At 35.6% G+C, this 13832-nt stretch carries 13 protein-coding genes; 6 read left to right on the top strand and 7 right to left on the bottom strand.

Annotated features, from left to right (window positions below):
- Positions 1–179: 179 nt before the first annotated feature.
- The 7 genes from FC88_RS10540 to FC88_RS10510 all read right to left on the bottom strand — a co-directional run bounded on the left by FC88_RS10540 (position 180) and on the right by FC88_RS10510 (position 6429).
- Positions 180–749 (bottom strand): LOG family protein, encoded by a 570-nt coding sequence (locus tag FC88_RS10540; protein WP_057815419.1) that lies wholly within the window; start codon positions 747–749, stop codon positions 180–182.
- A 13-nt stretch (positions 750–762) separates the two neighbouring features.
- Entirely contained in the window at positions 763–1590 is an 828-nt protein-coding gene (locus FC88_RS10535; protein ID WP_057815417.1) for a phage integrase N-terminal SAM-like domain-containing protein, read from the bottom strand.
- An 83-nt stretch (positions 1591–1673) separates the two neighbouring features.
- On the bottom strand, positions 1674–2153 hold the full coding sequence (locus FC88_RS10530) for a PTS sugar transporter subunit IIA (RefSeq protein ID WP_057815414.1): 480 nt from the start codon (positions 2151–2153) through the stop codon (positions 1674–1676).
- A gap of 2 nt (positions 2154–2155) precedes the next feature.
- A complete protein-coding gene (locus FC88_RS10525; RefSeq protein WP_057815412.1) occupies positions 2156–3010 on the bottom strand; it encodes a MurR/RpiR family transcriptional regulator in 855 nt (284 codons plus the stop codon).
- A gap of 4 nt (positions 3011–3014) precedes the next feature.
- Positions 3015–4487 carry a PTS transporter subunit EIIC gene (locus FC88_RS10520; protein WP_057815410.1) on the bottom strand — a complete coding sequence of 491 codons (1473 nt, stop codon included), beginning with the start codon at positions 4485–4487 and terminating at the stop codon, positions 3015–3017.
- Positions 4488–4490: 3 nt separating this feature from the next.
- Entirely contained in the window at positions 4491–5387 is an 897-nt protein-coding gene (gene murQ / locus FC88_RS10515; protein WP_057815408.1) for an N-acetylmuramic acid 6-phosphate etherase, read from the bottom strand.
- Positions 5388–5391: 4 nt separating this feature from the next.
- Positions 5392–6429, bottom strand: a complete 1038-nt coding sequence (locus FC88_RS10510) for a MupG family TIM beta-alpha barrel fold protein (protein WP_057815405.1) — start codon at positions 6427–6429, stop codon at positions 5392–5394.
- A 174-nt stretch (positions 6430–6603) separates the two neighbouring features.
- Between FC88_RS10510 and FC88_RS10505 the strand changes: the two genes are divergently transcribed.
- The 6 genes from FC88_RS10505 (at position 6604) to FC88_RS10480 (ending at position 12754) form a co-directional block, all read left to right on the top strand.
- A complete protein-coding gene (locus tag FC88_RS10505; protein ID WP_057815403.1) occupies positions 6604–7095 on the top strand; it encodes a methylated-DNA--[protein]-cysteine S-methyltransferase in 492 nt (163 codons plus the stop codon).
- A gap of 86 nt (positions 7096–7181) precedes the next feature.
- Complete coding sequence (locus tag FC88_RS10500) at positions 7182–7919, top strand: ABC transporter ATP-binding protein (protein WP_057815401.1); 738 nt, start codon at positions 7182–7184, stop codon at positions 7917–7919.
- Complete coding sequence (locus FC88_RS10495) at positions 7897–8967, top strand: ABC transporter permease (protein WP_057815399.1); 1071 nt, start codon at positions 7897–7899, stop codon at positions 8965–8967. Before FC88_RS10500 ends, FC88_RS10495 begins: the two co-directional genes overlap by 23 nt.
- A gap of 4 nt (positions 8968–8971) precedes the next feature.
- On the top strand, positions 8972–9613 hold the full coding sequence (locus tag FC88_RS10490; protein WP_057815396.1) for a TetR/AcrR family transcriptional regulator: 642 nt from the start codon (positions 8972–8974) through the stop codon (positions 9611–9613).
- A gap of 58 nt (positions 9614–9671) precedes the next feature.
- A complete protein-coding gene (recQ, locus tag FC88_RS10485; protein WP_057815395.1) occupies positions 9672–11480 on the top strand; it encodes a DNA helicase RecQ in 1809 nt (602 codons plus the stop codon).
- A 416-nt stretch (positions 11481–11896) separates the two neighbouring features.
- Positions 11897–12754: a metallophosphoesterase family protein gene (locus FC88_RS10480; RefSeq protein ID WP_057815393.1), complete on the top strand. Its 858-nt coding sequence runs from the start codon at positions 11897–11899 to the stop codon at positions 12752–12754.
- The last annotated feature ends 1078 nt before the right edge of the window (positions 12755–13832 follow it).

The raw sequence follows: 13832 nt of genomic DNA, 5'->3' as shown, positions 1-13832 counted from the left end.
ATGGAAAATATTAAGTTTTAAAAAATGTTCGGTTATTTCTTGCAATCTGCCATATAGTATTAATGAGAAAACCATATTTTGTAATGTATATCTAAGGAGTATATTCGTCAGATATCATTTCCTATCTGACAACTAAAATATAGCTCCTTTTTGTTTAGTAGTTAAATGAAATGCTCATCTTAATTTTTATATTTTCTTAATGCTGGTGGATTATAAGAATCTATAAATTGTTTTATTTCAGTTAACGAATCGCTGAAGAGCAAAGTTTTTCGTGTAGCTGGTTCCATGAAGCCTTGTTTTGTCATTGAGTCGAAGAATTTTTCCAGTGGATCATAGTAGTGATCGATATTGTAAAAGATACAAGGGTTCTTACTGTCGCCTAAAATGGTCCATGAGAAGGCTTCAGCAATCTCCTCTAAGGTTCCAGGGCCTCCGGGTAAGGCGATATTAGCAACAGAATCTTTGAGCATGGCTTGTTTTCTAACAGAAATGTCATTGACGATGTCTAATTTGGAAAGCTGCTCATGCGATAATTTGCGGTCGAATAGTTCTTGAGTGATAATTCCGTGAACAAAGCCACCATTTTCTAAGACTGAGTCAGCAATCACACCCATTAGGCCGAATTTGCCACCACCGTATGTTAATCCGTAATTATTTTTCACGATCCACTGGCCGAGCTTTTTTGCACCTTTTTTGTAAACCTGATCATTTCCTGTAGCGGCGCCACAATATACAGCAATATTTTTCATACTTTCACACTTTCTAAATATCAAAATTTGTCTCGCGTTTTAAACGGCGGTAATACATCAAAGAAGGAGTGTCTAAAGCATCCAAAGCTCTTTGTTGATCCTTGCTTAAATTTTTAGTACTCAAAGCTAGGAGAATGAAAGTCGTATAGAGTTTTTTGGGTGAGAGATCCAACTTAGTGGTCTCACTGTCACGCTTTAAATCTCGATGAATCGCAGGGACCGTCAACAAAGGACTAATGGCGCCACGATTACGACTTAAGAAGAGGTTGTCGTTGTTCCAATAAGTTTTGTAAGGTTCAATGTAATTGTGATATAAATTTAAGAATTTAGTTTCATCTTCATCAAAATCCAGCTGGTCAAACTTTTGATAAAAACCAGCTTGCATGGCTTCTTTATAATTAAACCCTTTAGCGACGATCAAGATCAAGAGTCTCGTGTAAACACTTAAGTCAGCTTGTAAGTAATAGGGGAGCTTTAAAAAGACTTCTACAGGGAAATCACTCTGTTTGGGTACAGCGACACTATTAATATTCAAAGTTGGAATTTCAGGCGTTTTTTTAACGCTGAAGAGGTATTTAAAGTAAACATTCAGATTACTAATAACTTTGTTGATCGTGCTAGCACTGAGCTTGAGATCTTCCAACATAAAATTCTTAAAAAGTCTAACATCCATCTCATGAACATCTTTGATGTCTTCGGTGATTTTATAGTCAGGATTGTGCTGAATCGTATAATTAAAAAAATCAGTCAGCGAATTAATATATTCGGTATGAGCTTTATCTGAAATTTTTCTAGTTTTTAAATAAGCTTCAAAACCAGTCAAGTAAGGAATTTTAACCATTAGAAAACCTCCTTTTGTATATTATACAGTTAGTTAATCATTGGAACAAAAAAGCCAGGCTTTTAACCTGACTTTTTTTAATATTAATTGACTGCAATGTCTAAAGCTTTATCACCAGCAGAGACTGATTTATCTTCAAAATCCCCAATGTTTTTGACAGCATCTGAATTAGTGATGATTGTCATAATAGGAGTATCTTTGCCACTATCTTTAACTTTTTGCAAATCCATAGTAGCTAATTTTTGACCAGCTTTAACGGTATCGTTTTCCTTAACGAACATTTCAAAAGGTTGTCCGTTTAGTTCGACCGTGTCGATACCCAAATGTAGCATAATTTCTAGCCCATTTTTAGAAGTGATCATCAAGGCGTGTTTAGTAGGGAAAACTGTCCCAATTACACCACCGATGGGAGCGACGATTTCGTTGTCACTTGGTTTAACTGCAAAGCCGTCACCCATTAGCTTTTGTGAAAAGACTGGATCGTTGACCTTGTCCAAGTGGATCAGTTCACCATTAGCAGGTGAAACGAATTCATCGATCTTTTTTCTAGAAAATAACCCCATGTTTAATCTTCCTCCTTGAAATTCTTAGCAATAAATTTTTGTGAAGAGATGATCTCTTTGACGTGCTTAGAAAAGTCTAATTTGAAGTAACTGTAATACAACAAGTCAATTGCATAGAATTGGGCAATCAAAGAGGTGGTTGCGGCACTTCGTAAAGAACTATTTTCAGTACTGTCATCGTGAATCAAAACTACATCTGACATTTTTGCTAAAACGCTTTCATTTTTATGCGTTAATACAATTATAGGGATTTTATTTTGTTTTGCAAGACGTGCTAAATTGATTGCCTCCTTAGTCTCACCAGAGTTAGAGACGATCAGGACTGCCGCTTGTTGCTTTTTAGCTAGTAAAATTGTTGATATAACATGAACATCGTTATTAGTGATCACAGTTTTACCAATGCGGAAAAATTTTTGTTGGAAGTCCTCGGCTACTAAATGAGATGCACCAATTCCAAAACTAATAATAGTTGTTTTTTGTTTCAAAATTCTTAATGCGTCAGATAAGGACTCGTCGCTTAGGATACTGTTAGTCCTGATTAAAGTTTGATTGATTCGAAAGGATAATTTATCTTTTAAGTCATCAATGGAATCTTTTGGATTTAATTCTTCGTAAATTTTTTGATTCAATTCACTTTCGGCTGATAGTCTTAATTTGAAATCAGCAAAACCATCTGGACAAAAAATTTTCGCAAATCTGACGATTGAAGCGGAGCTCGTTGGGATTGCACTGACTAATTCTTGAACGCTCATTGAAATTACTTTCGTAGGGTTGTCAATAACGTAGTGAGCTATTTTTTGTTCCGTCTTCGTTAATTCGGGTAATTTTTGTTTAATAGAAAAGATTAAGCTTTCCATTTAATTAGTCCAATTCAGTAGCTTTCTTGGCATCATTTGGAACGCCAAAGAAGTAAGTAGCGATGAAGCCCCCAACGTAGGCAGCTAGAAGTCCTAAGACGTAACCCAAAACGTGTCCATTATTGATCAATGGGATCAAAGCGACACCAGAAGGTCCAATTGCGATTGAGCCGACATTTCCAAAAGCTCCAACAACGGCACCACCAATACCACCACCGATACAAGCAGTGATAAATGGACGACCAAGAGGCAAAGTAACACCGTAGATAAGTGGTTCACCAATTCCTAGGAAACCAACTGGTAGAGCACCTTTGATCATATTAGTCAATTTCTTGTTTTTCTTGCAACGAACCCAAAGAGCTAAAGCAGCACCAACTTGTCCAGCACCGGCCATAGCAAGGATAGGTAGTAATAAAGTAGAACCAGTTTGGTCGATCATTTCAATATGAATAGGCGTTAAGATTTGGTGTAGACCTAGCATTACCATAGGCAGGAAGAATAGTCCTAAGATAAATCCAGAGAAGGCACCACCGACTTTTAGGACCCACATGATGGAACCAACTAATGAATCAGAGATAACACCAGCAATAGGCATGACGATAAAGATCGTGAAGATACCGACTGCTAGAAGGGTCAACGTAGGTGTAACGATGATATCGATTGAATCAGGGATGATTTTGTGAAGTTGTTTTTCAATAAGTGAAAGGATCCAAACGGCAAAGATACCCCCGATGATACCACCTTGACCTGCTGAAAGAGCGGATCCATTAAAAATGTTTTGCAGAGGTACTTTAGGATCGACTCCAGAAAGTAAGGTTACGGCACCAATGACACCACCAAGACCAGGAGTTGCTCCAAATTCTTGGGCAGAATTGATACCAACATAAATAGCTAAATAAGCGAAAACACCATTTTTAATAACATTTAAAACTGTAATAAATTCTGTCCAACTCTTACTGATGTCACCAGCAACTAACATGTTAGACAAGACAGCGGCGATACCACCAATTAAACCGGCACCGACGAAAACAGGGATCAAAGGTACGAAGATATTAGAAATTGATTTTAAAACGGCTTTAGTTTTAGAAGGTTTGATCTTCTTTTTTTGTTCAGCCTTAAATTCAGCAGCTCTTTGAGTAACTTCAGCTTTAGCCTTTTGATGTTCGGATAGTTGAGGTTGGTCATCGTCAGCTAAATCTTTAGGGAAGGGTTCGCCTAATTTGACACCAACTTGGTCAATCATTACTTGGGCTACTTTGTTAACTAATCCGGGTCCAACAACGACTTGTAAAGTATCTTCTTGAACGACACCTAAAACTCCATCGATTGCCTTTAATTTTTCCATGTCGACCTTGTCATAATCACGGATCGTCATTCTGACCCTAGTCATACAATGAATCAATTTTTCTACATTGCTAGGTCCCCCGACAGCACTGTATATTTCACGAGCTAAGCGTTCTTCTTTTTTCTCAGCCATGGTTTAATCCTCCTTCATAGCTTTTCTGACAAAGCCATCGTTTTGTTTGAGATTGTTGATAGCATTTTGTTTATCACTACCAGTTAAAATCATGATAATAGAAACTTTGACATCTTGGTCCGCAGCTTGTAGCGTATCTTCAGCTGTTTGATAATCGCAATCAGTTGCTTGCATGATGATTCTTTTAGCACGTTCAACTAATTTATCATTAGTAGGTTTAACGTCGATCATTAAATTTTGGTAAGCTTTGCCGAGTTTGATCATCGAAGTAGTAGAGATCATATTTAAGACTAGTTTTTGAGCAGTTCCAGCTTTTAGACGAGTGGAGCCAGTCAAAACCTCCGGACCAGTGACGACTTCGATTGGATAATCAGCAAATTTTGAAATTTCAGCATTTTTGTTGCAGGCGATACTGATAGTTGCTGCATTAACATTCTTAGCGTATTTTAAAGCCCCGATGACATAAGGTGTGCGACCACTAGCCGCTAAACCAACGACAGCATCATTTTCGTTTAAGTCGAGCTTTTTTAAATCTTCTTTTGCTAAACTTAATGAATCTTCAGCGCCTTCAACGGCAACTGTCATGGCACTTTGACCGCCGGCAATCAATCCTTGAACTAGTGTTGGATCAGTTCCAAAGGTAGGCACACATTCTGCGGCGTCCAAAACCCCTAAACGACCACTGGTACCAGCACCTAAGTAGATCAAACGGCCACCTTTTTTGAATTGTTGGATAATAGTTTCAACAGCATTCTCGATTTGAGGTAGTTGTTTTTGAATAGCAAGTGGAACGGTCTGATCTTCTGAATTCATTAGTTTTAAGATCTCAGCGACTGACATCATATCCAGTTCCATACTTTTTTGATTACGTGTTTCAGTACTTAATTTTGTTAAATCCATAGTTTCACTCCTTGTAGTTGATTTTAAAAGCGGTATTGGCACTAATATAAGCTAAGAGTTGGATCGATGTTTGATCTAAATGACCAATGACGTTGACCTTTTCATCCATTGGTAAGTCAGTTTTGATAATTTGGACTTCACCCATATAGCGTCCGTATTTTTTATTGTCGATCGTAATTGAACCGACATTTCGAGGGATGTTTTCGAGTGGTTGTATCGTTTGTTCATTTAAAGCATTCATCCCACGGCTCTCGACAATTCTGACAACTTGAGCGGCAGGGTCAGGACGATTATGCAAGACTTTGTTGACTAAATATGGTGGAAAATTTGGACTAGCTTTTAAGCAAAGGTCTAAAATGCCTTTAGCAAAGTAGTCATTGAATTTAGTTTGATAGGTTGGATCCAATCTAGGGTCACCGATAAAGATTTTGTCGACACCGTATTTTGTTAGTTCTAATGCCGAAGCTAACAAATCTTGATGACGCTGATGCTCTAGAGTTGGTAACCCAGAGTAAATAGGTCCACGCAAAGTCTTATTGCCAGGAATAAATGCCTGAGTGGTCAAGCCTAATTGTTTCAACCAATTATTCTTTTGAATAAACCAGTCCTTATCTAAGCCCGTTTCAGGACGGGGATAAAAATTGTGCCAAGCTTCTAAATTATTGAAGTCAGCTTTGAAATCCTTTAATTCGGTAATGTCTTGTTCACTTAAAGTACTAGCATTTAAAGCGATTGGACCGTCTTGGGATAACTGAGCAATTTCTTGATTAGTAAAGCCATCATCAAGTCGCAATGAAAAACCAGTTAAACCACGTGGCAAGTTCTTGAGTGAATTTTTGTCAATATCTACGAAGACATGTAGTGACAAATCACTAGTGAATTCGAGCAATTCTTGAAGTCGAGTAGCATATTGAGATGGTTCACCTTCAGGGATGTGAAGCGAAGTAAATATTTCAGTAAAATTGTGTTGCTGCATACTTTGAAGATATTGTTTATCATCTTCATTCAAGGCATGGTCGAGGTAATACGAAAACCCGAGCAATTGTTGATCCTCCTTTTTAAAAAAATGTAAACGCTTAACTTACAAGAAACATCATATAACTTATGTAACAAAATTACAATATGTTTCTTTAAATATCTAAAAAAATGTAATAAAAATACAAAATGATTAATTGAAACGATTGGAGTAATATTTTAGCCAAAGGGGGGGATGGACATGAAAAAATTGTATTATCATCAATTTACGATTTTAAAACAGCCTTATTTATTGGCGGCTACATCGACTGGTTTAGCATTTGTTGGTTCAAGTGATGATTTATCAGAATTAAGCAAATTTTATCCTGATGCAAGTTTAATAGATGATGAGTCAAAATTAAGAACGTCTAGAAATGAACTAGAAGATTATTTGTCAGGTAAGATCAAAACATTTGATTTGGAATTAGATATTTCTGGAACGGCGTTTCAAAAGAAGGTCTGGCAGGCTTTGCGACAAATTCCCTATGGACAAACTAAGAGCTATACGCAGATTGCTGAAGAGATTCATGAGCCAAAAGCTGTTCGAGCCGTCGGTAGTGCAATTGGCAAGAATCCTGTTTTAATGGTTGTTCCGTGTCATCGGGTAGTAACAAAGGCTGGAAAAGTTGGTCAATACCGTGGTGGTGTTGAAATGAAGAGGAAACTTTTGAAGTTAGAGGGTCATCTCAAATAGGGATGGCTTTTTATTTTGGTTAGTACTATACTATGGGGAAAAGCATAGTGAGTAATCGCTCACTTACTAAAAATGGAGGGAAATTTATGGTCGATAAGGTTATTTCAATGCAAGGAATCGTCAAAAAATTTGGACAACAAGTGGTTTTAAAACAAATTGATTTTCAAATACCACAAAAGAGGATCATTGGTTTGATCGGTCCATCTGGTGCAGGAAAGTCAACCATCATTAAGATAATTCTAGGTATGGAAGTAGCTGATAGTGGTTCTACGACAATTTTTGATGCCCAGATGCCTGATCGTAAATTATTGGGAAAGATTGGCTATATGGCTCAATCAGATGCCTTATATGAACAATTAACTGGTCAGGAGAATTTGCAGTTTTATGCAGATATGAAGACCTTAAAACATTCCAAGCAATCTATTCAACACGTCGCTTCAGTTGTAGATTTAACTAAAGATTTAGACAAGCGTGTCAGTGGATATTCTGGAGGGATGAAACGTCGGCTTTCTTTAGCAATTGCGATGTTGGGCAATAATGATATTTTGATTTTAGATGAACCGACAGTCGGGGTCGATCCGGCCTTAAGAAAAAAGATCTGGGCAGAGTTGAAAAGTCTTCGTGACCAAGGAAAGACTATTCTAGTAACGACTCATGTCATGGACGAAGCTCAATTGTGCGATGATGTAGCTTTATTACTTGATGGTCAAATCATCGCTTATGATGATCCAGTGAGTTTAGAGAAAGCTTACCAAGTTGATTCGATCGAAGAAGTATTTTTGAAAGCGGAGGAATTGGACAATGCGAACTATAGCAATCGCTAAACGTGTTACTAAAGAATTATTGCGAGATAAGAGAACTTTAATGTTAATGTTTTTGGCACCAATCTTGATTTTATTTTTAATGAAACTAGTCTTTTCAGTCAACGCTACAACTGACGTGAAAGTTGCTACAGTAAACGTCAGCAATAGTTTAGTCACGCAATTAGATAAAACTAGTCATTTAACTGTTTTAAAGTATGACAATGTCTCAAAGGCTACACAGGCGATGTCAGATAAAAAAGTAGATGCTGTTATTCATTCTGTTGATAACGATCTTTACGTAAATTACAGTAACATCGATGCTAGTAAGACTAAGGCGACTAAATCATCGTTAAAAATGTCGATTTTACTTAATTCGCTACAACAGATGCAAAAGAATTTACAACCTCTAGGACAACGAATCGTTCAACCTAAAATTCATCAAAAATATCACTATGGCAACGCTGATACTAATTTCTTTGATAAAATAGTACCTATCTTAATGGGATTTTTTGTTTTCTTCTTTGTTTTCTTGATTTCCGGGATGGCATTATTGAATGAACGTACTTCGGGAACACTGAATCGACTTTTAGCAACACCAGTAAGACGATCAGAGATAGTTTTTGGGTATATGCTCAGTTATGGCGTCTTAGCGATCTTACAGACGTTATTAGTTGTCTTGTTTACCGTTTGGATGTTAAAAGTTGAAGTGGCTGGCAGTATTTTTTACGTAATTTTAATTAACTTCGTTTTAGCATTAGTTGCGTTGGCGTTTGGAATCTTAATGTCGACGTTTGCTAAATCTGAATTTCAGATGATGCAATTCATACCTTTGATCATCGTGCCTCAAATATTTTTCTCGGGGATCATACCTTTGGATACGATGGCTAAAGGCGTACAAGCAATATCTTATATCTTGCCATTAAAATACGCCGGAGATGCCTTGAGTGGTGTAGTCATGTCTGGTGATGGCTCTGGTAAAATTTTGCCTGAAATTGGGGTTTTATTGTTGTTCTTAGTAGTATTGACGTTTTTAAACATTCAAGGATTGAAAAAATATAGAAAGGTGTAACAAAATGGAACAAGCATTTGAAGACTTAAACGACTGGTTAATGACTAGTGACATGCCGTTTGGAAAGAAACAAGTTTTAAAAGCCGCAATTGAGCTGTTTTCTAAACAAGGCTATGATGGGACTTCTACTTCACAGATTGCTGAGGCTTCAGGGATGAGTCAAGCAACTATTTTTAAGTATTACAAATCTAAAGAAGACTTGTTACTCGTTATTTTGGAGCCTTTGATTGATCATTTACTACCGACTTATGGTAAAGAATTTGCACAGAAATTGTCGCAACAAGACCAAAATTTAGCTAGTATGATTCATTTTATCGTTTCGGATCGATATCATTTTCTGGTACAAAATAAAGATGCGGTGATGATTTTGATTTCACAGTTGTTGATTAATCAGCAAATCAAAAATAAAGTTTTACAAAAGATTGCTGAAGTAAAAGATATTTTTGAACAAAATATTTGGTTGCCACTTCAAGCAACTAATGAGTTGAGGGATGATTTGGATGAATTGGGTTTTTTAAGACTAGTTGTTAGTCAAATTATTTTTTATTTCATTCAAACGCAACGAATTTCTACTGCAGATGAAGCAACAATTCAAACTGGTTTGGAACAAATCGAGGTCAGCATTTTAAGGGCTATCGAAAAATAGTTTTACATTTATGCTATGCTTTAACTATATATTTTTTGATAAATAGGAGTTTTTTACTTTGAAATTAGAAGCTACCTTAAAAGAAGAATTTGGTTATGATACATTTCGTCCGGGTCAAAAAGAATTGATACAAATGGTTTTAGATGGTAAAAAAGCTATGGGTATCATGCCGACAGGTGGTGGTAAATCAATTTGTTATCAATTACCAGCTACCATAATGTCGGGACTGACTTTAGTCGTATCGCCATTGATTTCGTTGATGAAAGACCAAGTTGATAGTTTGAACGAAGATGGTATTCCAGCGACTTATCTAAACAGTACTGTTGAATGGCACGACCGCGAAGAAAGAATGCGCTACATTGAAAGTGGTGCGGTAAAATTGCTATTTGTTGCTCCAGAAAAAATCGTCGATGATGAATTTTACAGTTGGCTCTCTAGCTTAGATATCTCTTTAATTGCGATTGACGAAGCACACGTTTTATCATCTTGGGGACATGATTTTCGTAGTAGTTATTTAGAGATGATCCAACCATTAAAAGACTTATCGAGTGATTGTGCTTGGTTAGCTTTGACAGCCACGGCTACAGAAGAAGTTCAGGCCGATTTAGCTAGAATTTTGGATGTTCCTGATGAAAATATCATTAAAACTGGTTTTGATCGTGATAATTTAGCCTTAAAAATAGAACGTGGTGTAGATAAAATTGATTATGTATTGAATTATGTCAAATCTCATCCGGATGAATCAGGTATCATTTATGCTGGTCGCCGAGAAGATGTTGATAAAATATATAATTTTTTGAAGGAAAATGACGTTTCAGTCGGGCGTTATCACGCTGGCTTAAGTGATTCTGAACGCCACAATCAACAAGAAGATTTTCTATTTGATCGAATCAACGTAATTGTAGCGACAAATGCGTTTGGAATGGGTATCAATAAGACTAACGTGCGCTATGTGCTGCATTTTACGGTGCCTGGTACAATTGAAAATTACTATCAAGAAGTTGGTCGTGCAGGACGTGATGGCTTGCCTGCTGAAGCAATTTTATTGTATACCCCAGCAGATTTACGTTTGCATCAATTCTTCATTAATAAATCCTTAGGTGATGATCAATACAAGCTGAGCTTACGTAAGAAGCTATTTGAAATGAGTCGTTATGCTGAAACGCAGACGTGTCTGATGAAATTTATTTTGGATTACTTCGGAGAAACGAATACTCAAGTCTGTGGTCGTTGTTCTAATTGTTTAGATGATCGTGAAGTTATAGATGTAACAGCTGATGCTCAAAAAGCTTTGAGTTGTGTCGTTAGAATGGGTCAAAACTTCGGTAAAAAGATGATTACTAGAGTTTTAGTTGGCAAAGATGACGTAGCAAACGATTGGCACCATTTTGAAGAACTGTCGACTTTTGGTATTTTTTCAGATAGGACCTTAAAAGAAACGAGCCGTTTTATTGAATTTTTGGCAGCTAATGGTTATTTGACTGGGTCAGGTGGTAAATATCCAACCTTGAAATTGTCCAAAAAGGGCGTTAGTGTCTTAAAAGGAAAAATTAATGTTGCTAGACGTCAAGATCTTCCGAAATACAAGCCAGAAAACGTTACTAAAAGTAGAACTATTGTCGCTGATGGCAGCTTCGATATGAATCTATTCGAAAAATTACGTGCTTTGAGAACAAAATGGGCGAGAAAGCAAGCTTTGCCACCATTTATGATTTTCTCGGATAAGACTTTGAAAGATATGTGCGTGAAAAATCCAGTCACCGAAGCCGATTTCCTCAACGTCAGTGGAGTGGGTAAAGTAAAACTGGAACAATATGGTGAAAGCTTCTTAAATGAAATTAAAGAGTATCAAACTTCAGAAACGTAGTTAATAGGTCATTTAAAAATGATCTATTTTTTTGTCAATATAGGGCAGATAATAATAAATGTTTTACGAAAACTCTAAAAATAAAGACAAAAAAGGAAAAAAGGCGATAAAGCTTGATATAATAGGAATTTGAAAAAGAGAGAATATGGATAAAACCATAATTGAGGTTAAAAAGGGGCTAGAGAAAGATTAAATGAGACCTGAGAGACGCATTCTATGGTTATTTAATGATGAACTGTTCAATTAAAGTGACAAGAAACTCAATAAAACAATCAGAATGTAATACTTATTTGAAGTGTAATAATCATTTAAATAATATGTTTTACGAAAACATATTTCAAAAAATAAAAAAACAAAAAATTATAGCACAAAATGCGTTAAAATCAAAGAATAGGGACTAAAGAAGGGGGCAAACAATGAAAAAAGTAGCAATTATTTCTGACATTCACGGCAATCTGACCGCCTTTCAGCAAGTCATTAAAGATGCAGAAAAGCAAAGGGTGGATGAATATTGGTTTTTAGGTGACCTACTCATGCCAGGGCCTGGTGCTGAATCTATTCTAGAACTTCTCAATCAGATCAATACTACCCAATTTATTCGTGGCAATTGGGACGATTTTCTATTTGAGAATATTTTGAGTATCAGCCATCAGTACATCAATGAGCCCCAAACTACCTATATGATTGAATTAATCAAATATATAAAGAGTCACCTTGATCCAAAATATATTCAACAAGTTCAGCAATGGCCTATTTCAAAAAATATTCACTATGAGGATTTAAACATTCTCTTAACACATAATCATCCAAAGAAAAACTACGGACATGAATTGCTGCCGTATGAGGATCAAGCAAACTTTGATAATTTATTATTTGATAAGCCTTATGACTTAGCAATTTATGCTCATATACATCATCAACTACTAAGAACTAGTAGTAAAGATCAATTAGCTATCAATCCTGGTTCAATTGGTCAACCATACACTGCTTGGAAAAAATTCCGTGCTGACAGACGCGCTCAATACGCAGTTTTAACTCTTGACCAAGGACTTGTCGACGTAAACTTCAGAAAAGTCGCATACTCAATCGATGATGAATTAAAAATCGCTGAAACAAATGATTTACCATTTCGTGAATTGTATCAACGACTATTTACTGAAGGAATAACTTTCACACACAATAATGATGCTTTGAATGAACAAATTGAAAAACATAATTACAAATCTGATGCACTTGAATATCTGAAGAATTTAGAATCTTCTACAGATCTTTAATTTAGAGGTTCTTTTTCTTCAAATACATAACTTCTTATAATATATATTATGTAACCTTAAATACCAAAATCAGATTTAACTACTGGATTTTGGTATTTTTTGGTCTGCTCTATTTTTTGGTTTAGATTGTCCAATTATGATTCTAAATTTGATACTTGTAATTCTTTTTAGAATACATTGGTTCTTAGTTTATTTCTTCGTAACAAAACAAAAAGCAAAATCCGTGATGAGTCTACAGACTTTGCTACGGATTGAAATATTTGATTGTTTATCTAGATTAGATTCATTTAAAGACCAATTATTAAATTGCTACCAAAACTACATGGCGGAACAAGATTTATTCTAAATTAGTTGATTTTTTACTTCTAACCCGAGGTTTTTTAAAATATATGTGCACTTTCACATATATAATGAAGATTTGCTATTTTAAATACATTTCAATCAATTTATTATTTTTGATCATTAATTCATGACTGTATTTCTTTTCTTGATCAGAGTTTCTCACTAATTTTCAAAGAATTGCTGCAACTTTCATTGGATCTTTATATTTTTTGAAAGTTCATCATTCATGAAATCTCGTACAAAAATGTTCCATTGATAAGTTTGTTCTTCTTTATTACGAGTTATATCTGATTCGTCGTTTCCTATAACGTGGATTAGATCAGCACCGGAATAACGTGGATTAGATCAGCACCGGAATTCACCAACTTTGTATTTAATCGTATATCTTTTGACTGCAATTTTTTTGAGTTTTCTCTTCTTAGTTTTTTAACGGATTTGATGTTTGATGACGGAACACAATCTAAAAATTTAACAAATATAGTCTGTTAATTCTGTTTTATACCAATAAAAACTGATGAAAACCTTGCTAGACATTTTTGAATCAAATTGTGGCCTATATTTGGCATCCTTCCTCCATATTTTAAACATAAAGACCTATTTACTTCAGATAAGTCGGTATTATTTTACAAATTATAATTTACCCGAATTTAAAATTCCTTGTCTTTCCAATTTTTTCTTACTCGCAAATTGCAAGAACAAGTTAGCCACTTTGGAAAAATAAAGAAAAGTTAAGATT

The organism is Companilactobacillus futsaii JCM 17355 (genome assembly GCF_001435505.1).
GTDB lineage: Bacteria > Bacillota > Bacilli > Lactobacillales > Lactobacillaceae > Companilactobacillus > Companilactobacillus futsaii.
The sequence above is the reverse complement of the archived record's forward strand: the minus strand, read 5'-3'. Positions and strand labels throughout refer to the sequence as shown.